22 protein-coding genes and 2 pseudogenes are annotated in these 20,967 nt (G+C 27.7%); 5 read left to right on the forward strand and 19 right to left on the reverse strand.

Going from position 1 to position 20,967, the window contains the following annotated elements:
• Positions 1-230: 230 nt before the first annotated feature.
• The 9 genes from T514_RS0111550 to T514_RS0111590 all read right to left on the reverse strand — a co-directional run bounded on the left by T514_RS0111550 (position 231) and on the right by T514_RS0111590 (position 8,117).
• Positions 231-812 (reverse strand): undecaprenyl-diphosphatase, encoded by a 582-nt coding sequence (locus T514_RS0111550; RefSeq protein WP_027624918.1) that lies wholly within the window; start codon positions 810-812, stop codon positions 231-233.
• A gap of 20 nt (positions 813-832) precedes the next feature.
• Entirely contained in the window at positions 833-1,405 is a 573-nt protein-coding gene (locus tag T514_RS0111555; RefSeq protein ID WP_027624919.1) for a phosphatase PAP2 family protein, read from the reverse strand.
• A 261-nt stretch (positions 1,406-1,666) separates the two neighbouring features.
• A complete protein-coding gene (locus T514_RS0111560) occupies positions 1,667-3,013 on the reverse strand; it encodes an MATE family efflux transporter (RefSeq protein ID WP_027624920.1) in 1,347 nt (448 codons plus the stop codon).
• A gap of 319 nt (positions 3,014-3,332) precedes the next feature.
• A complete protein-coding gene (locus tag T514_RS0111565) occupies positions 3,333-4,040 on the reverse strand; it encodes a hypothetical protein (RefSeq protein WP_027624921.1) in 708 nt (235 codons plus the stop codon).
• A gap of 311 nt (positions 4,041-4,351) precedes the next feature.
• Positions 4,352-5,122 carry a YhfC family intramembrane metalloprotease gene (locus T514_RS0111570; protein WP_051542020.1) on the reverse strand — a complete coding sequence of 257 codons (771 nt, stop codon included), beginning with the start codon at positions 5,120-5,122 and terminating at the stop codon, positions 4,352-4,354.
• 33 nt (positions 5,123-5,155) lie between these two features.
• Positions 5,156-6,022, reverse strand: coding sequence for a DUF4085 family protein (locus tag T514_RS0111575; protein WP_027624923.1), 867 nt, complete (start codon positions 6,020-6,022; stop codon positions 5,156-5,158).
• A 325-nt stretch (positions 6,023-6,347) separates the two neighbouring features.
• Positions 6,348-6,794: a hypothetical protein gene (locus T514_RS0111580; RefSeq protein ID WP_027624924.1), complete on the reverse strand. Its 447-nt coding sequence runs from the start codon at positions 6,792-6,794 to the stop codon at positions 6,348-6,350.
• Between the two features lie 240 nt (positions 6,795-7,034).
• Positions 7,035-7,547: a GNAT family N-acetyltransferase gene (locus tag T514_RS0111585; protein ID WP_027624925.1), complete on the reverse strand. Its 513-nt coding sequence runs from the start codon at positions 7,545-7,547 to the stop codon at positions 7,035-7,037.
• 81 nt (positions 7,548-7,628) lie between these two features.
• Complete coding sequence (locus tag T514_RS0111590) at positions 7,629-8,117, reverse strand: NUDIX hydrolase (RefSeq protein ID WP_242850595.1); 489 nt, start codon at positions 8,115-8,117, stop codon at positions 7,629-7,631.
• A 390-nt stretch (positions 8,118-8,507) separates the two neighbouring features.
• On the opposite strand from T514_RS0111590, the gene T514_RS0111595 reads away from it, so the two are divergent.
• The gene (locus tag T514_RS0111595; RefSeq protein ID WP_027624927.1) at positions 8,508-9,194 is read left to right on the forward strand and encodes a DUF6033 family protein; all 687 of its coding nucleotides are present in this window, start codon (positions 8,508-8,510) and stop codon (positions 9,192-9,194) included.
• Between the two features lie 163 nt (positions 9,195-9,357).
• Here T514_RS0111595 and T514_RS0111600 read toward each other — a convergent pair whose 3' ends face one another.
• The 8 genes and pseudogenes from T514_RS0111600 to T514_RS0111640 all read right to left on the reverse strand — a co-directional run bounded on the left by T514_RS0111600 (position 9,358) and on the right by T514_RS0111640 (position 14,740).
• The gene (locus T514_RS0111600; protein ID WP_027624928.1) at positions 9,358-9,849 is read right to left on the reverse strand and encodes a DUF6803 family protein; all 492 of its coding nucleotides are present in this window, start codon (positions 9,847-9,849) and stop codon (positions 9,358-9,360) included.
• 218 nt (positions 9,850-10,067) lie between these two features.
• Positions 10,068-10,616: an RNA 2'-phosphotransferase gene (locus T514_RS0111605; RefSeq protein ID WP_027624929.1), complete on the reverse strand. Its 549-nt coding sequence runs from the start codon at positions 10,614-10,616 to the stop codon at positions 10,068-10,070.
• Positions 10,613-11,344: a polyprenyl diphosphate synthase gene (gene uppS, locus T514_RS0111610; protein ID WP_027624930.1), complete on the reverse strand. Its 732-nt coding sequence runs from the start codon at positions 11,342-11,344 to the stop codon at positions 10,613-10,615. Before uppS ends, T514_RS0111605 begins: the two co-directional genes overlap by 4 nt.
• Positions 11,345-11,385: 41 nt before the next feature.
• Positions 11,386-11,526, reverse strand: a pseudogene (locus tag T514_RS27690) (acetyltransferase); the annotation flags it as partial.
• Between the two features lie 315 nt (positions 11,527-11,841).
• A complete protein-coding gene (locus T514_RS0111620) occupies positions 11,842-12,237 on the reverse strand; it encodes a hypothetical protein (protein ID WP_242850596.1) in 396 nt (131 codons plus the stop codon).
• Positions 12,238-12,330: 93 nt separating this feature from the next.
• Positions 12,331-13,044, reverse strand: a complete 714-nt coding sequence (locus T514_RS0111625) for a histidine phosphatase family protein (protein ID WP_027624932.1) — start codon at positions 13,042-13,044, stop codon at positions 12,331-12,333.
• Between the two features lie 433 nt (positions 13,045-13,477).
• A complete protein-coding gene (locus tag T514_RS0111635; protein ID WP_027624934.1) occupies positions 13,478-13,660 on the reverse strand; it encodes a hypothetical protein in 183 nt (60 codons plus the stop codon).
• Between the two features lie 87 nt (positions 13,661-13,747).
• Entirely contained in the window at positions 13,748-14,740 is a 993-nt protein-coding gene (locus tag T514_RS0111640) for a hypothetical protein (protein ID WP_027624935.1), read from the reverse strand.
• Between the two features lie 258 nt (positions 14,741-14,998).
• Between T514_RS0111640 and T514_RS0111645 the strand changes: the two genes are divergently transcribed.
• Positions 14,999-15,268 (forward strand): hypothetical protein, encoded by a 270-nt coding sequence (locus T514_RS0111645; protein WP_027624936.1) that lies wholly within the window; start codon positions 14,999-15,001, stop codon positions 15,266-15,268.
• Positions 15,269-15,367: 99 nt separating this feature from the next.
• On the opposite strand, the gene T514_RS0111650 is transcribed toward T514_RS0111645, so the two are convergent.
• On the reverse strand, positions 15,368-17,611 hold the full coding sequence (locus T514_RS0111650; protein WP_027624937.1) for an ABC transporter permease: 2,244 nt from the start codon (positions 17,609-17,611) through the stop codon (positions 15,368-15,370).
• Positions 17,611-18,309 (reverse strand): annotated as a pseudogene (locus T514_RS24485) (ABC transporter ATP-binding protein). The gene T514_RS0111650 and the pseudogene T514_RS24485 overlap by 1 nt, the downstream one beginning before the upstream one ends.
• A 257-nt stretch (positions 18,310-18,566) precedes the next feature.
• Between T514_RS24485 and T514_RS0111660 the strand changes: the two are divergent.
• The 3 genes from T514_RS0111660 to T514_RS0111670 all read left to right on the forward strand — a co-directional run bounded on the left by T514_RS0111660 (position 18,567) and on the right by T514_RS0111670 (position 20,613).
• Entirely contained in the window at positions 18,567-19,037 is a 471-nt protein-coding gene (locus tag T514_RS0111660) for a MarR family transcriptional regulator (protein WP_027624938.1), read from the forward strand.
• Between the two features lies 1 nt (position 19,038).
• On the forward strand, positions 19,039-19,584 hold the full coding sequence (locus tag T514_RS0111665) for a cyclase family protein (protein WP_027624939.1): 546 nt from the start codon (positions 19,039-19,041) through the stop codon (positions 19,582-19,584).
• 171 nt (positions 19,585-19,755) lie between these two features.
• Positions 19,756-20,613: a DL-endopeptidase inhibitor IseA family protein gene (locus T514_RS0111670; protein WP_027624940.1), complete on the forward strand. Its 858-nt coding sequence runs from the start codon at positions 19,756-19,758 to the stop codon at positions 20,611-20,613.
• Positions 20,614-20,967 lie beyond the last annotated feature (354 nt).

Consider the following 20,967-nt stretch of genomic DNA (forward strand, 5'->3'; position numbering starts at 1 on the left):
CTAAAGCACTTGTCAGTTGAAGATAAATATTATTAATAATATTTATTTTGGTGGAGAGTTAAGGTGACGTTGATTATAATATATTATCTAAAGTCATATAGTGATGAATAACCTTGCATTATTTATCACTTGTTAATTATTATGATATTTTAGATTATACATGATAAACCTCTAATAAAATATTGATCAACCTCATTTAAAACTATCCACCATAAACATTATTTATACATTTAATCTGATAAAATAGAAATATTAAAGGTATTGGCTAATAACTTTTCAATTTTTGTATAAAGTTTTTCAACTTTATTTTTTAAGATTAAATTATATAGATAATTTGTAATAAACACCATAATATATGCACCAATAACATCTGAAGGATAATGATTGCCAACATATACTCTTGAAAAACCTACAATTATTGATATTATTGTCATTATTATTCCAAGTAGTCTATTGTATTTTTCTAAACCTAAAGCTATACTCATAGTCCCTGTAGAATGGTCACTTGGAAAAGACGCATTGGCATCATGTGGAATAAGCAAGTTAACCTTATTGTGTACAAATGGTCTATCTACATAATATATGCTTCCAATTATAAAACTTAGTATTAAATTAATTACTGTGATAATAAATGTGTTTACAGAAACTTTTCTATAATCTTCATTCTTCTTAATAACACCTAGAAAAAATACTGATGCAATAATTGCCATAAATATGTATGGTACATATTTTGAAAAGAAAATCATCACTCCATCCATAGCTGAATTTTTATTTGCTAAATTATTTATTGATCTAAAAATTTCCATATTCATATCTAAAATATCCTTTCTATTTATATGCTTTTGTATACTATAATAAACCTCTGAAAATATCCTCCTTGTAAAATTATAAAAACTAACTTCGAACATAGAAGTCCCAATATAATTCCAGCTATAACATCAGTTGGATAATGAACATATAAATATAACCTTGATAAAGCGATTGAAAATGCTATACCTATAAAAATAAAACTATATTCATTAAAATATACTGATAAAACTTCTGCAACAGCAAAAGAAGATAATGTATGTCCTGACGGAAATGAGTAGGATACAGGCTTTGCTATGAGAAGTTTAATGTCATTTACATAATTACATGGTCTTATACGTCTAACTAAATGTTTCACCACCCCTTCACCGATAATTGTACTTATAACTAATGTTATTAAAACTATTTGTCCAATTACTGTATACGTCTTATTTAATAATAAACCAAAAGCTACTAAAATCCAAATTAATCCTAAGTTTCCCATGATTGTTATTATAGGCATTAATATATCTAAATATTTATTTTGTAAATACTTTCTAATAACTAATAAGATATAATTATCAAATATATTTATTCTCCTTAAAATATTTAAATACATACAATCACTTCCTTTACACATTTATTACCTCCATTTGCTTTTTATATTATAAATAATAAACAATTAAGATTAAAATTATATTAAAAAATTCTTAGATTTCTCTTAAAAAAATATTCTATATTTTTACTGCAACTGTAGTGAGAATATCATATATATAAGTGAAAATAGAGTTAAGGCTATGCAGTAATGTTTAAAATATGTCGTAATCTCCATAACACGAATTAACTGTATCCTTTGCTTACCAATGGTTTTATTCACAATTTACGCTAAACCCTTATTTGAAGTTTTACTTATCATCACAAAATAGATTCCACATAAAATGATTTGCAACAAGGTAGATGTCGGTGTAGCAAGTCCAACTTTGAATAGTGAAACCGGCACAATACGACTCATCATATATGAAACAGGAATTCTCACCAAAAAAGCGCCTACAATGCCTTGAATCATAACAAAGGTTGTTTTGCCGCAGCCGTTGAAGTATCCTATGAAGCAGAACAAGAATGAAACCAGCAGGCAATCAACTGCATATGATTTTAGATAGTCTACAGCAGCGGTGATAACCGCACCGTCTTTTGCAAATAACCCTACTAAAATATCCCCATGAAAAAATGAGAAATATCCCAAGAAAACGCCTGCGATAACTGAAGTTAAGATACCGTAGAGCAATGCCTTTTTTGCACGGTTAGGTTTTTTCGCCCCAATGTTTTGAGCTACAAATGCAGACATAGACTGCATATAGGCGGATGGAACAAGGAGCACAAAGCCGCATATTTTTTCGGCAACCCCAACACCTGCTGATGGAATAACACCCAAGGAATTGACAATAGCAGTGATCGCCAAAAATGAAATACAAACAAGCAAATCTTGAAATGCAATAGGAAATCCAAGTTCTATTACCTGTTGAAGGATGCTTTTCTTGAAGCTAATATTTTTCATGCTGAATACAAAGGGTAAATCTTGACGCTTAATGATTATGACAGATAATATAACGCTGATCCCCTGTGATAGAGTCGTGGCAATTGCTGCACCTGTGGCTGCCATATCAAAAATGGCCACTAATAGCAAATCTCCTGTAATGTTGATAACACAAGCAATTGCAACCGTTAAAAGCGGAATTTTTGAGTTCCCTATACCACGAGAAATCCCCCCCAAAACATTGTAGGCAACTATGAAGATTGAGCCGGCAGAACAGATTCTGATATATGAAACAGTACTATCAAATGCTTCAGCAGGTGCCTGCATGATACTCGCAAGGGGAGCTGCAAGAAACTGCATGATTACAGTAATAGTCACACCTATAACAGCAAATAGATATATGCTTGCACCAACGACATCACCTGCCTCATCCAGTTGTTTTCCGCCAATTTTTTGACCGAGCATAATGGTAGTTCCCATGGAAAGTCCTACAATTACCGTTGTCATTGTTTGCATGATCCAACTGCCTGTAGATACACCAGAAACATTGGCGGCATCACTAAATTGTCCTACTATGAGCATATCTACTGCACCATACAAGGTTTGCAGAAAAATTCCAAGCAGCACAGGTATGGCGAATCGTAATAGAGGTGATAAGATTTTTCCTTCAGTAAAACTTTGATTGTTATTCATTTGATTTCCTCCTTTCAATTTAAAAAAACAAAAAAAGCCGGAAAAGAGAGTAGGCGTTCCAGCCTACCATCTTATCCGGCTTATCACTTCAAGAGTAATTTGCCTCCGATGATTACAAGTAATATATCATATTGTTTACATATTTGTCAAGATAGGGATAAAGTTATGTGAGTAATCCTTAGGCTATCAAGTATTTAACGATTATATGAAGTTGTTATAAAAAATAGCTTAAAGTTTTAATAAAAAACATGATAAATAAAGGATGGATAGTGAAAATTCATAATACAAATCCTCACTATTCATCTTATTAATTAATAGATTAATATTCTAGTGTTAACGCTTCTACTCTTTCTTCTTTTTTGCAAATTGTCATAGCAAAAGTATATACATAAAATGATGCACATGTGGTTATGAAGTTAAGGAATACTTCACTTATAACATTAGTTTTAAAATTTAAGGTTACTGCTGCAATTATACTCAATATAACACATAGCATAAATGATAATAATATTATTTCTCCAGAATGTTTTTTACCAACTGCTATTCCTTGTTTTAGAGATGTTACTGGTCTTGTGTTATTGTATACTAAGTATGCTTCACATGGAGTAAATACTATGCTAAGATATATCATTAAAATAAATGCAATTGACATTAATATACTTAAGAAACCTAGTAGAATTACGCCTAAAGTAATAGTAGAGAGAATTATATTTAATCCCAAATATTTCAAATAGATATTCAGGCTTTCTTTAAAACTTTCTATATAATTTATATTTTCACCATTTATTAATTTTTTTATAACTACAGTTAAAAATGAGTAAAATAATGAACCTACAAATAAAATAAATAGAATTGGTACAAAATTACTTGCTATCGTTTGCTCGAAGGTTGTGAAACTTCCCCCCAAGAAAGTATATTGGTTAAGGTTCAGATTAAGACTAGTACTTTGAAACAGTACATGTACTAAAATAAATGGTAGTAAGAATTTGAATCCTTTCATATACTTGTTCCAAACTTCCTTATACATAAAACTTCCTCCTAAAATTTATTTGAATGTTCTGTATACTTATAGTATACCAAACTTTGTGGAATATGAATCTAATTATATAAAAAGTTTACATTTACATAACAACATATTAAGATATAGATTATGTTTAAAGTTTATTAACATTTATAAATTTATATATCTTATAAAAGACCAATTATATAAATGAAAAGAATACTGGCTAAAATTAATTCTACACTTAATATAATTGTTAACTATAATCTATAATTTTATAAATTAAAATAAAATTATTATAAAAAATACTTGGCTTTAACCAAGTATTTTTGTGTTTATCATATTTTAAAAATTTTTTTGGTTTTAGATAAGAATATTAGAGATATTATAAAATATATAACTATCATGCCTTCTGCAATAAATAAGTTTACTATTTTCATTTGATATAATGCAGCAGGAAAATCAATTAATGCATGTACCAATATTGCTATAAGTAAGTATATATTTTTTCTATATTTTATAGCATATAGAACTATCATTGTTAATGCTAGGTGTATTCCAAATGAGAAGATTCTTTCTGCAAAGCCAATTATAAAATTACTAGCAGATGCTTGTATTAGCATTTCTTTTAACTGTTTAAGCTGATATATCTGTGAAGCAGGAACTTTTGATCCTATTACACTATCAAATGATCCATTATTTATTAAATTACTAAATGTTATATATTGTATATTTGTAATAGCACCTATAAGTATGGCTTCTATGCCACCATGACCTATTCCATAAGCGAGGCCATCTTTCCATTCATGATTATTTTTAAGAACTGTTTTAAAAGCAATGAATCTACCTGATTCTTCAAATATACCTGCTGCCAAGGCTCCATATATGGAAAATAATATTGGATTAGGAATTAAATTATTTTTTATTACAAACATATGAAGAAGTTTTTCAAGTATTTGTGTAAATACAAAGAAAACAGCTATACCTACAATAACAGGTTTTAAAGTTATTTTTTCTTTCTTTTTAAAGTATATAAACATAATTATGGGGAATAAAAAACACCCAATTGCGGATATTGTCATGGAAATTATTGATGTAGAACTAACCAAAAAGACACCTCCTTTAATATTATAAATATATTTTTAATCTATTTCTTTATTGTGCTTAAAGAAAATGTGTTCAGCAGAAATGATAAATTCTACTAAACCCATATTTTTATTTTGAAGCAAAACATGTAATTCATATTTGTTATTTATTTTATATATTTCATCATAAAGCCACCATGAATTTTTAAGTAAGCCATCTTGTTTTATTATTTTAAAATTATTAAATTGAATTTCATTTATATCTGTAAAACCATTTGAGCTATCAAATAGTATTGATAAACACTGTTTTGTTTTTTTTATATCTACAATAGTGCAATCATGGAAATTTAAATTTTCTACTATATTTACATCAAATGATTTCAATGCTTTTTTATAGTAAATTTCATATTCTTTGAATGTTTTCTTTACTGAAGTTTCATTAGCTTTACAAAATTCAGTTACAGCTTTTATTACTTCATTAGATGCCTTGTCCAATACATAAACTCTAATATCTAATATTTTTTCTAATATTTCTTTTGGTAATATTTTTTTAATATATTGTTGTTTATATATAAATGTTTCATAAAATTTTTTTGATAATTTTTCTGAGTCAAAAGGTTCAGGTGAAACATAATTTTCTTTTGCTAATTCTCGGTTGGTTTTATATGAAGCCTTTAGTGACTCAATTTCTCTTTGGGACATATTATCATTAAAATATTCTGCACTCATTTCTTTAGGATAAATATCATCAAAAGTGCATGAGGCAATTTTCTTCTGTAAAGCTAGATATTCTGTCAATTTTTCATTGTATAATTGTTGAAAATATTCATCAGAAAAAGAGGCTGCTTTTTCTTCCTCCTCTAAAATTAAATGAGCATTGGTCTTTTGACACAATTCGTACCATTTTTTAGTAAAATAATGCATTCCTTTAATTTTCTCCTTTATGTTTTATTATTATGAATTAATGAATAAGAACCTAAAGTCTTTTTTACAATAAATATACTTTGTATAAAAAATATACTCATTTTGTCACAAATGTAATTATATACTGTAATGATATTGCTATGTAATGCAATAAATTTTAAGGGGATATAAGAATGAAGTTATTTAGAAAAATTAATACTATTATAGAGTAATTATAACATATTTTGAAGGAAGTTATGGGGAGGTAAGAGTAAAAAGCATTCAGACTTTCTAAAGTTGAATGCTTTTATAATTAAATAAACTAATCCTGTGACACAAATAAAAATTACTGTACATTTTTTAATTTAATTGTCTGTGCTTTTCCATCAATATTTATAGTAACTTTTATTATTTCATTTGTATTTTCTAATGCCCTTCCTGTGCCCCCAGACTCAATCATATAAGTTTTTTTATTTGGAGGATAATGATCAAATTTAAGATTTAAATTTCCATTTCCGGCACTGCTTTCATAAGATATTACTAAATGCTTTATTGAAGATAAATCTGATAGGTCTTTCTTATAAGTTACTATTAATGTTGATTTAGAATCCGAATCGTAATAAATTTTATTGCCTTGTTCAATAAATGTACTTGTACCATTTACCTTATATTCTGCAGTCCAAAGATTATTTTCTCCTTTGTAATTATAGTTGTATTTAGTAATGTTTTTGCCTGAGCAACCTGTAACTATAAATACCATTATGACAATTAAAATAAGTAACTTTTTTCTCAATTTATCATGCCTCCAATAGATTAGTACTATGAGTTAATTATATAGAGTACCAATATGCTCTTATTACATTATATTCCATGTGTATTATAATAATATTATAATACACACTATTTGTAGTAATCTTTAAATGGGTAGGGCTAATGCAATTCATTTAGTGAAATATATAGGAGAGAATGGTTTGAAAAAACTATATATAATTAAGGAAGCATATATATTATTGTTTATTAAATAAAGACTGCACTATAAAATACAGTCTTTATTTAATAATTTTTCATAACAATAAAATGGCTTTTCTTTTCCTAAAAAATTCATTTCACCAATAATGTTATAGCCACATTTTTTAAATAGGCAATTCATTTTTGTATTTATAGAATAAGTATCAGTTTTTAAGTATCTTATATTATTTGATAAAGCGAATTCATCAGCAAATTTCATTAATTCACTTCCAATTCCCATCCTTCTGTAATCTGGGTTAACCGCCATTCTATGAATAACCATAGTATCCTCATTTAATGACCAGTTTAATCCATTATATTCAACTGGTGCTACTTTATTTATGCACATAAAACCAACTAGGGTTCTTTCTCTTTCTATGACAAATAAATTTCCTTCTTTAATATCATCTAAAAAGTTTTTTTCCCGAGGATAGTTTTCATCCCATTGAGTATTGCTATAAGAGCGCATTTCGGCAATAGTTAGCCCTATAATTTCCATAATATCTTTTATATCCTCTATAACTGCTTTTCTTATCATAAGTTATCACTCCTAACAGTTTTTTATTTTAAATATATACGTTTGTGTGCTATTGTAAGATTCACCTTTAAATAAACATTATTACTTATCTATAAAATGCTCAATTTTATCTGATAATGTTAATAATTTTTCTTTAGCCTTTGCAGGATATAAATCTATGTCTTTAATCTTAGATAATGGTATCCAGGAAAATTCTAAATTTATATTCATTTTATCTAATTCATCAATGGCATTAAAGGTACCGCCTAATGCTATTTGTGTCTCATCACAAAGTGAAATACGATAAAATAGGCATATTTGGTGACAAGGTTTGTCCCCCCAAGGGAAGAATATTTCTGCTACCCACTGCAAACCATGAACATTTATATCTGCTGATATTTCTTCTTTAAATTCCCTTATAAGAGTTTCTTCGTTAGTTTCACCAAAACTAACATGACCACCGGGAAAAGAATAGCCAGTATCATTTATTGGTCGTTGAAGTAAAACTTTTCTGTCCCTTATCAATATTCCTGCAACTCTATAACTAAAAATGTTTTTTTCTGTTTTGAATAAAATATCTCTCTGTTTCAATACTCCCACACCTCTCATAATATAAACATTCTTTTAATAACTATAATATATTAAGTTAGTTTTTAATTCATAATATTTAACTATCGTGAATTAATTATAGCATATATTATGGGGAAATTATGGCAAAGGGGTGTTTGTTATTGAGGAATGAAATGTATGGGAGGAGACTTAGAATAAGATAATAAATAGTTAATGGAAAAGAAAGAGGTACTTGTTATCGCGGAATGCAATGTACAGTAATTAAATATATACTATATTTAATTATTTAAATGAAAATAGCAAAATTTTATATGGTTATATTTTATATTTTATATTTACATTTAAGTAATATTATTGTATTATTGTACGATATTAAATTTATAGCGTAAATTTATATTTGGGGGTAATATTATGATAACTAATTTAAATTCTATAAATTCTTCATTTATTAATAATAGTATTTCTACACACAAATCTTCCAATGAAATAAACTATAAAGATCTTAATAGTAGTTTATTTGCAACACAACTTAAAAATGCAAAAAATACTGATATATATCTTAATGAGATTAAAAGTTGTTATCCTAACACAGCAGTAACGATAAAATCTATGACCGCTAGAGATGTACAAAAGTATTATGAAAAATGGAAGAATAAGGCAGTTTGCTGTTCGGGATTTAGTCATAGTGTAACTGTTTCACCTAAGGTATTAGAAAGGATGGAAAAGGATCCTAAATACGCAGAGCAAATGTTACAAAAAATCAAGAAGGCCGCTATTCCAGAGGGATTTGGTAATGCTACGATATACGAGTATAAGGTAATAGTAAGAGATGATGGAGAAATTGAAACTATGGCATGTGCAGAATGGAAAAATGAAAAAAAACAAAATACGAAAAATGATGATGAAGAGAAGAAAAAAGCTAAGAATAAGAAACTTGAACTTTTGTATTGGCATAGAAGAATATATGAGCTACCAGAATCACAAGCCATATCAAAGGAAGAAATTAAGATGACTCCATTTGCTGAATCACAATACCTTTTTAATATAGGAGTTGTAAATAAAATTAAAAATGAAAATAAAGTTATTAATTTAAAATAAAGTTTATTGAACACCACATTATTCAATTTTGAATTTTGTGGTGTTTTTATAAATTACTTTATTTTTTAGTTGTGAATCTAAATATGCATAATGTGTAATATTATAAATTGGTTACTTTAGAATTTGAAACTGTAAAAACATTACTTAAACCTTATACAATAAACTACATATTATTTGGCATTGTACTCATATTATTAATTATTTCTGGATTTATCATACCAAAAATCATGGCAATATGTGCAACTACAAGGAATCCACCAACAAGAATAAAATGAATTTTCATCTTTTGGTTATCTGTTTTGTTCTTGAATATTATTCCAAGCTCCATTAATGCCATTGGAAGAAGAAAAACAACTCCACTTAAATAAAATCCTACGGCAACTACATCTACCCAGGTATGCCATCCACCAGTCATAGTAAGTGGAATTACTGCATTTATAAGAAGATAAATAAATATGCCTGTAAAGTATATTCCATCAAAAATTCCTACAAATTTATTTAAGGTTCTTAAACCACCTCGCTGTGTCCTGTTAAATATAATGAAGAACTCTGTTATAGTAAGAGTTTCAGCACATATTACAGGTATGGCCATGAAAATAAGTAAGTTCCAAGGTTGATTATCAGCTAATAAAGACATATAATGTGTCATATTCATAGGTGTTCACCTCCTTTAAATTTATGATCTAATATTAGTACAACCCTATGAAGATGTTATGAAGGAGAGAGTATTTTTAAAATATTAATATATTTAGAGAAGAAAATTTAAGCTAATTAGTGTATAGGTATAAAAGAAATACAGAAGATTCTTCAGAAAAAATCATATAAAATAAAAAAGATAGGACACTCCTATCTTTTGAACTTACTAGAATTTTTTTACCACGTTATATATTTTGTTGGCACATAATCTGTTAAATAAACTTTATTTTCTGAACAGTAGAAAGTGTAACCATCCTTCGCCATATTATAGGAATCTATTTTTAACACTACTACTTCTCCATGTCTAACACCAACTTTAATAGCTGTTTCAATATCTTTGGATAAATGAACATATTGTCTATTGCCTTTTTTTATACCTTCTTTAAGAATACTATTAAGAAATCTTTTAGCTGTCCCATGATATAATTCTGCAGGAGGGGACACTGGTTTTAGATTAAGATTTACTTTGATAGAATGTCCTTGGTTAGCTCTAATTTTATCTCTATCATCAGACAAATCATAAGAATACCTTTGTTTATTATCTTCAGCAACTATCCTATCTAAGTCCTGTCTTGTAATAGCCATACCAATTTTATTCATGCCTTCAATAAGTTTATTCACATTTACATATCCTTCTTCGTCCATATCTAATCCTATTGTTTCAGGTTTATGCCTTAAGACTAAGCTTATAAATTTACTAAATTTCATATCTCGTTTACTAATCATATGATTTCACAACCTTTTACTTTATTGTAGTATTTAATAGCTTCCTCTAAGTGGTCATATTTAAAATCCGGCCAAAAGTCCTTAGTAAACCATAACTTAGCTTTTGCAGACTGCCATAACAAAAAGTTGCTTATTCTCATTTCGCCACTTGTTCTAATAATTAAGTCGACATCAGGTAACCCAGAAGTGAACATGTAACTGCTAACTAAATCCTCGTTTATTTTATCAGCATTAATATTTTCCATATCTATATCATGGACTATGTTTTTTGTAGCATTTACTATTTCACAGCGGCTTCCATAATTTAGTGCAATATTTAATAGCATACCTGAATTATTTTCCGTTGAGGTTTCCGTTTTTTTAATTTCATTTATTAATTCAGAAGAAAGATTATCAGTTATGCCAATATGTTTTACCCTAATATTTCTTCTAGCTTCATTACGTAATTTTATGAAGAATTCTGTAAAAAGTTTCATTAAAAAATTTACCTCTTGATCTGAACGATTCCAGTTTTCAGTAGAAAAAACGTAGAAAGTGAGTACTTCAACTCCTAATTTAGAACAAGCTCTAGTAATATTTTCAATTGGTTTTGTACCAGCTTTATGACCAAAAGTTCGAGGAAAACCTTTCATTTCAGCCCATCTACCATTTCCATCACAAACTATGGCAATATGCTTTGGTATCTTAATTTTTTTATCAGCTAATAAATTTTTAATTATACTATTCATTTTGCACAGCCTTTCTTTTATATCATAGTTTTTCCTAGTATTCCGCCAACAATAGTATAGGGTGGAACATAACTAGTAACTACTGATCTGGTTCCAATAATTGCGCCATCTCCAATTTTCACACCTGACATAATTATAACATCATATCCTATATATACATCATTGCCAATTATAATATCGCCGTTATTATTTCAAGCATATGTTATATGGCTGATGTCTAAACCCATTCCTCATAAAATATTGGAAATGTATAAGTAGATAGTGATTTCATTTTGCTAAGAATATATTAGCAAGCTTCAAAAGTATGCTTTTTATGGTTCAGAAAAGGATTTTGCAGATTATCAATATTGGAAAAATAAAGGCTGGATTGAAAAGGGTACAGAATACTATTACAATGTAGAAATAAACCCTTTAAAAGAATAATTATATGTAAAATTCTAAACAATAAACTTGCCGTTTTAGCGGCAAGTTTATTGTTATGCTGGAACTTATGAAGGTTAATATCCCAAAAGTTTGTTTGAAGTGTTTGGAATTCCTACGCTTTCTTTTAGAATATTCATTACTTCTTGTAGATTTTTTCTGTGATTTGCGTTCATGTGCATTTGTTGCTTATACTCAAAAGCTGTACTATCATTTTTTACTACATTATAGTCACAGGATTTTGTTTTATCAGATTCAATTGGATTTCCTAGAACTTTTTGTTTTTTCACTTGAGCAATAGGAATTTTATTTAATAAAACTTTTTTACCGTCTTCACCGACTACATATGTACAGTAATATTTTCCTTGTTTTTCTGATGCAATTTGTTTCTTTTTTTGTGATTTCTCTGCATCTTTATTTTTATTCTTATGTTCTGATGTTATAGAAGAACTATAAGAATTATTTATATACAAATCTATTTTTACACCTCCTTTAATGTAATTGTTGGTATATGATTTGTTGGTATATAATTAATGTCGGTAATTAACTGTAAAAATTAACCGAAATTAGCGAAGTTTTCTTTTTAGAGCTTTACCTTTTTCACTATAACTAGTATCATTTATAGATTCGACTTTAAAGCTTCCATTTTCATATATAATTTTTGATATGCTTGAATTATCCATATGTCTTATATTAAAGCTTTTATCTAAATGATCAATAATTAATCTAATTATTCCTCCATGAGCTACTACAAGTACATTTTCTATATTGTTACCGGAATTTTCTATACATATATCCTTTAAACTTTTCATAACTCTTTTTATTACTTTATCATAATTTTCTGCCTGTTTTGTTTCATCTAAAGCGCAACATGAATTACAGTATTCTTTTTGGAAATCGTATTGTTCCTCTGCTTCTTCGATAGAATTTACATTAAGATAAGCAAGTATATCTCTAAACATTATTTTTTCAAGTTCACCTTCGTATTTACCAAAGTGTACTTCTCTTAAGCTTTCAAGTTCCTTTAAGTGCAAATTGGTACTTGCTTTATTTTCATTTATAACAATTTTTGCAGTCTTTATTGCTCTACCTAAATCACTACTATAAGCTGCTTTAAATCTAATATCACTTAGTCCGAGGGCAGTATTTAAAACTACTTCAAGTCCTTCCTTAGTAAGAACTCCATCACACCATCCTTGAGTTCTTTCAGCTCTGTTTAAAATAGTTTGTCCATGTCTCATTAAATATAAAATAACTTTTCCTTTATTTTTATTGTTCATTTTTTCCTCCATAATTATAAATAAAATTTATATTAAACTGTTAGAATTATCAGGTGAGTATAAAATAATTATAACATAGCAATAGTTGTATAAAAAAACAAATCCCGGATATTTGCCGGGAGGAGTTTGCTATATTATAAGCAATGTTGTTTGAAATATTTTAAATATAGTTTATTAACTTTTTTTGTAATGTCCTCTCCAGACCTCCGAGGGATAGGAGGATTTATAATTGCATTCACATTTAAATGTGTTTTGTGATTATCTGGATCAGCTTCTTTTTTAGCGGCTATAGTACGAAGAATATGGATATTTTTCAATTTCATCAAGTATCACCTTAATATTAAGTATTTACTAAATATAGTATATTCATAAAAGCCGTCAAAATGAATAAATAAAAAAAAGACCATGAATAAAAAACACGGTCATTGAATGTTTATCTTTTAATAAATTTATAATATAACCGATTAACCCTTTCTGTAGCATCTATACCTGCTCTTTTAGGAACGGCTGGGTTAATAACTCTATCTGATTTTAAATATTGCTCATTTTTATTACTAATTTTAAGTTGATCTTTAGTAATTGCAATTTCTCTTAAAATATCAAATTTTTTAGCCATATTCCCACCTCTATTTAACTGTTATTTTATAATCAATATCATAATTAGTCAAGTGTTGAAGTTTTTTTATCTTTTTTTCACCATAATTCAATTATTCAATTTTCTTAGGTGTTTAGAGTAGCTTGTCTCTAAAGCAACAATATATGAATATAATAATTCTCCTAAGCCTGCTGGATAAGTTTTTAAACAATCAATAATAACCGTAATATAATCGCCAAACAAGCTGACATAATATTTTACAAATATCTTGTTTTCATATGCGTATACATAATTATTCTGCATATTTGTTTTTACTTTTTTTAGAACAAAAGCATTATAGGATAATTCATTTGTTAAAAATTCATCCGATTTACTATATGGAATTACAACAATACTTAAGTCTGTATTTTGACATATAAATAAACTTAAAAATCCATCGAGCAAAATGATAAATTCTTCAAGAGTATAATCATCTCTTACCAAATTATCATCTTCCAATTCTGTCATTAATTTATCAATATCACACATGTTTTTCGAAAAGTCATCTATTATGGTTACATATTGGTTAATAAGTTCATTTTGTATTTCAGCTATGGATTTCTCTGTTTCAAACTCTACTCCATCCTTTCCTATCTTTTTAATAGAATATTCTTTAAAAATAATAGAGTATACTATGGTAGTAATTATAAAATATCCAATGAAGTTTATTATAAATATATATTGGGATTGGGCAATTCCAAACCCATTTAAAGAATATGATTTAAAGAAATATTCTTTGTTTAAATTATAGTATAAGGCAAAAATGAAAAAGGACAGTGAATAAAAAATATATTTAAAAGATGTAGTATCAATATCTAAATTTATATGAGACATTATACATTTATGCCTATAATAAATGTATACATATGTAATCAAAATAATACCAATAGAAATTAATAATACTACTTGTCCATCATCTTTATAGAATTCAATATTGAATCCTTCAGAAAATTTTAGTCCGAAACAGAAGCCAACCACCATAGAAATTATCAATGTTATTAGGGAATTTTTCCAAGGCCTAATATAGTGCTTAAAAAACTTAATAAAATTCTCCTTTATCATTGTTATACCTCCCTTGTTAATATTTGTTTTATCTGCCCTAATACTGCTATGGCAATTTGTAAAAGCCATTGATGGGAATCAAATATCTTGTTCTGTTATGGAGTAACGGTTAAGAGTAGAAATACTAATTGTATTATTTTTCTATTATTAGTTAATTATAACATATGAGCAAAATCATAACCAAATTATTAGTATAGAATTAAGAAAAAGTAAAGGGACATAATACAAAGTAGAGTTAATCTATAGGAGGATAAAAAAATGGGAAGAATTGATAAAGCTATTAATAGAATTAAGATACTTGAATGTCCAACAGGGGATTTAGAGAATAGGGTTGCAGGAATACTAGAGGATTATGGGGTTGCAAATAGAAAAAAAGTAAATGTTAATAGAGATAGCTACTTTGATAGGGACGAAGCACAGGCATATCGAGTGGAGATACCAGGTGAAAATCAGTCTATTGTAGTGTTGGCCAAATCTGGAGAAGAAGATTATGTGGCAAAGGTTGTAGATGTCTATAATAAGTTATAAATGATGTGGATTTTTATGTTGAGGGTAACATGTCAGAATAGAATAGTATAATTTAAGCCAATCTCTAATTTTAAAAGAGATTGGCTTAAATTAAGAAGTTTATTCCATTGGAGATTTTAAAGCTTCTGTCATAGAAATTTTATCTATCTTTCTTCTGCTTAATAACTTTGATATTTCATAGGTTAAATATATTATAACAAAACCAATTAAAACATAAATGTAATTTATAGTTACGGGGAAGGATACACTCATGTCTTTGGTTATTGATTTGAATAGGATACGCATGGATGCAAGAAGCAGTGGTACTCCTAAAATATAACCAATTACTACTATAGAGGAGGAACTGTTTAGAATTAGAGAATAAATTTCCTTGTTTCTATAGCCTAAGACTTTCATAAGGGAGATATTCTCCTTATTTTCCTCTATTGTAATGGAAGTAACAACATATATAACTATAAGTCCAATTATAAAAGATATAAAAGTTATACCTGCTATAACGGCCTGAAGTGGTTGTGTCATTGTATTAAAGGCATTTCTCATATCATCAATTGTTACAGTAGCCAGTAGTTTATTCTCTGGGATGTCAAGCTTTTCTTTACTCCATAGGCCTATATAGCTGCTAGATGGAAATTTCAGCATATCATTAAGTTTATCAAGGGGCATATAAATATGTTCACCTACATAAGTTTCGGCGATACTATCAACTGTTATATTGTACTCTTTTGAGTCCAGCCTGTTAATAAGTTTAATAGTATTCTTTGGTATTATATTAAGTTTATCAGCCAAGGGTCTTGTTATAATAATTTTATCTGATTTTAGGATACTTCCTGCTTTGTCCTTAAAGGAAATATATTGAGAATTAGGACTTACACCATACACTGTAAAAGTTAGCTTACTATCCGATTTTAATGAAAATGGTATTTCAGAGAAAGCCTCACCTTTTTCTGGTTTGCCATTTTGAATAGAGTTAAATACATATTGATAATTATATTTAAATGCTTCACTAAAAGAATTTTTAATTAAATAATTCATAGAACTCTTTGCTGTAAAGCCCATTAAAAGCAACATAGTTGCCATAATAATGCCAAGTAAAAGAAATACACTTCTTGCTATGCTTCTAAGCTGTTCTCTTATTTTAAATTTAGTATTAAATTTTAGATTATCAAGTTTTAAACTTCTTTCTATGAAGCTAACCTTATTCTTTTTCTTTACACCTTTCATAAGTTCTACAGGTGAATCTTTAAGTGATTTATTTACAACAAAATAACTGCAGGTAATTAAAAAGATTACTGGAAGCAGGATGCTCATTATAACGTAATTTATATTAAAGCTTAAAGAACTTACAGGTATATTAAAGTATGATACATAATATGTAATCATAGGTTTTAAGGTTATGATTCCAAGTATGGTTCCAAGTACACCACCTAATAATGAGATAATTAAAGGATATAAAAGATAATGTTTTATAATCTCTCTTTTTCTATAACCCAGCGCATAAAGGGTTCCTATAATAACAGCTTCTCTCTTTAGCATTCTCCACATTATAATTGCCGTTAGAATACAGGTAAGAAGAAGTATACTTATAGGCATAGATGAACTCATCTCATCAATCCCGGCAAGTTTGGCAGTCATATAGGTTACTCTTGGATTGTCGGTGACATTCAACCAGCTAAGTATAAAAACATTTTCTGTTATTAAGTAATCTTTAAATTGAGATATTCTATCATCTAAAAGGATTCTATCTCCATTAAATCTTATAGAATAAGAAATGCTGCCTTTATTTAAAATGTCGAAGTCATTTTTTTTCATTACTGCTATGCCAAAACTGTTTGGATCATTCATTATAGTTGATTCTGATTTTAATGGATATATATAATTTGGCAGAGACATGAAGCCAGAAATAGTGAAATTTTGATTATATATTTTTATATTGTCACCGATGTTTAATTTATTAGCTTTTGCATAAGATGGATCAATAAGAATATTCATGTCACTTAGAGCTTTACCTTCAATTATTGCAGGTATATTAACTTTAGTATTTTCTCTAAATATTCTCAGTATTTTATTTTTTGATACAGAGTAATCAATCGATTTTGTTTCTTCTATGCTCATATTAAACTTTGATTCCAGAGCTTCAATGTTATTTAATTTTCTACTGATAATAAAGCTAGCATCTTCTTGCTTATAGTCTCTTTCAAAAGAAGATAATAGATAAGACAAGTTGATTGAAATTAAATTAAACATTGTAAAAAGAAGGCAACTAAAAATAATAAGCAATAAGGAACCAAGATATTGAGATTTGTTTTCTAGAATGGTTCTTTTAATTTTTTTATTTATAACCATTACCACTCAATCCTTTCCGCAGGCATAGTTGTCTTATTAACTATGCTTTCTACGATTTCTCCGCTTCTTACTTTATAAACCCTATTAGCCATATCACTGATTGCATTATTATGTGTTATCATAAGTATGGTTGACCCAAAATCCTTGTTAATTTTCTGAAGAAGCTTCAATATTTCTCTTGAGGTTGAAAAATCAAGTGCACCAGTGGGCTCATCACATAACAAAAGTTTTGGATTTTTAACTATTGATCTTGCAATGGAAACTCTTTGTTGTTCACCGCCGCTTAATTCCCTGGGAAATCTATGCTTTTTATCAAGCAAACCTACAGCTTTTAAAACTTCGTCAGTATTTAATGGAGACCTACTTATGTTTCAAACAATTTCTATATTTTCTACTACAGTAAGATTAGGTATTAAGTTGTAGAACTGAAATATGAAACCTATATTTTCTCTTCTGTAGCTTGTAAGCTCAGTATCATTTAATTTAGTAATTTCAATGTTATTCACAAAGATAATACCAGAATCACATCTGTCAATTCCACCCAAAATATTAAGAATGGTTGACTTGCCGGAGCCAGAGGGACCAAGTATTACTCCAATCTCACCTTTATCTAAATTCATTTTCACACCTTTTAGAACCGTAGTAGTTACATCCGCTGTCTTGTAACTTTTCTTTAAATTTTCTACTTTTAAAAACATTTATTTTATTCCTTTCAAAAGTCCATTTTCTAAAAATTAGGTATGATATTTAATCTTTTGTATAATTCAAAAAGTTTACTTATTATATCATTTCCTACACTTATAGCTTTATTCCTCGTATGTTATCTTATATGGATTAATGGAGCTAAACCATAAATTAAATTGTGCAAAATGTTGACAAGGAAACAAAAATAAAGTAATATTGTTTCCTGGGAAACAAATTTTAACTATATTGTTTTATTAGAGTTTTTAAGGAGGTGTTTAGAATAGATAATATTGATATTATTATGAAGAGTCTAAAAAGCATATATGAAAAGGAAGAAACTTTAGGAAAATTAGCATTTAAGGATGAATATGAGAACTATGGAATTTCAGAAATACATTGTTTAGATTTTATAGGAAGAATACAAGATCCCAATGTTACTAGAATATCTCAAAGTATGAATATGACAAGGGGTGCAATAAGTAAATTATGCAAAAAACTTTTAAAGAATAATTTTATTAATAAATATAAAAAGCCTGAGAATGATAAGGAAATATATTTTAAGTTAACAGAATTAGGTGAAGAATTATATAGATATCATGAAATAAAGCATAAGCAGTGGGAAGAAAGAAATAATAAATTTTTTAAAAATATAACTAAGGAAAATCAAGAAATTGTAGCTAGTTTTTTAATGAAATTTAATAATTATTTAGATGAAATAATAGAATCAGAAGGAGAAATATAATATGAATTTACATTTAACGAAATTTAATATTCCAAGTAAAATATTAAAATGGGGAGACTCACAACCAGAGCATCAAAGACAACATATAGGAACTCATATAGATTGTTACAATCTGTCAAATATAGAATTACCATCAACAATAGATGTTAATGTAATAGATGCTAGAAATTTAAATATTATAGATGTTGATATATTAGACAATCTATCCATTAAGAAAAATTCTTTTGTAATATTTAGGACTGGATATTTAGAGAACTATGGATATGGAAGTGAGGAATATTTTAATTCTGAATCAATGCCTTATTTAACCAATGAAATTATAGATAAATTACTAAATTTCAATGTGAAATTAATAGGAATTGACTTAAGTGGAATACAGCATGGAAAACATCATGTAGCAATAGATAAATACGTTGAAAACAAAGGAGCTTATGTTATAGAAAATATATGTAATTTAGATAAGGTTACTACAGAATTTAAAGTGAATTTAAATTGGATTCAATTAGAAGGTGCTACAGCCATAAAAGTTGAGATTGAAACTATATAATTTGGGTCTGTATTTGAATTCTAGTTGACCATTACATGGGAAAGCTTCCATGAAATATGGATATTATGGTATAATTAAAAAACAATATTTTGGCTATATAAAAATTGTGTAAAAGGAGTAGTACTTAATGTTGTAATAAAAATGATAATATCTATATGATGGGGGCTAATTATGATTTATACACTTATATTTTTTGGCATTATGATTATAATTTTTTTCGCTTTATTTATAAAAGTTTCACTTGGATCATCAGTATTGTTTAAGAAAAAACGTAATGCTAAATTAGTTTATTTTTTTGTAATGTTATTATATATAGTATTAACTATACTACTTATACTGCTATTTAAAAATGATATATTTATAAGTAATTCTAATACTAAAACTAACAAGTATATTGGAGAAAAAGGAAATGTAGAGAATGTTAGTAGTACTGCAAGTATTGAAAAGAAAATACAAAATGAGTTGCAAAAAGATGAAAATAAAAAAACAAATAATAATAATGAAACCACAAATAAAATGGAAAATGGACAAGATAATAGCAAGGACAATAAAGAGTCCAAAAACCATGGTGAAAAAATAGAGAAAGAAGCAAACAGTGAAGAAAATGAAATATCAGATGATGATGTTATGAAAATTTTAATTGCAGCAGATGAAAGGTTTGTACAAATAGAGAGTGAGATGAATGATGCTTATAGCAATAGAATTTTAATACAAGGAGAGCAGTATCGTAAATTAAATAATGGATTAAATAAATATGAAGGATTATTTAACTATTATAATACATATTTTTCAGATAAACTTTCTAAAGAGTTTATAGGAAAGATGTTTATAGAAAAAAACGGGGAGTACTACATGAAGGTAGGCAATTTTGGTGATATTACTATGATTAGTAAATATAAAGTAATATCTAAAAAGATGGATAAAGATAGAGCCTATGTGACTGTAGAAAATAAAGGTGAAAGAGAAGATTTTATATTAATAAAAGAAAATAACAAGTGGAAAGTAGACAAGTTTGATAGGTATATTTAAAGGAAAAAAGCATTTATCCGATGATTACCCGCTCTAATACCCCATCGCACTCTGTGAAAGCGATTCACACCAAATCAAAGATTTGGGTTCTCTGCTTTTCTTTAAAGTGGGAGTAAAGAGCGGCTACGTCCCTAGATAACGATTTCCCCTAAAGGATAACGACTTCTAAGGAGTAAAACTCCTAAGAATTCTGTTAATAAAGCTTCAGTGGGAGTAAAAACTCCTTCTGAAGCCAAGAACTCTGTTTATATGTTTTGATAATTTAATAAAATAAATGACTTATATGGAAGTGGTAAAATAAGCTTTTATAATTTTAAAGGTATATCTTCTTAGGTATAGCTAGATCCTACTAAT

The organism is Clostridium lundense DSM 17049, from assembly GCF_000619945.1.
GTDB classification, from domain to species: Bacteria; Bacillota; Clostridia; order Clostridiales; family Clostridiaceae; genus Clostridium_AO; species Clostridium_AO lundense.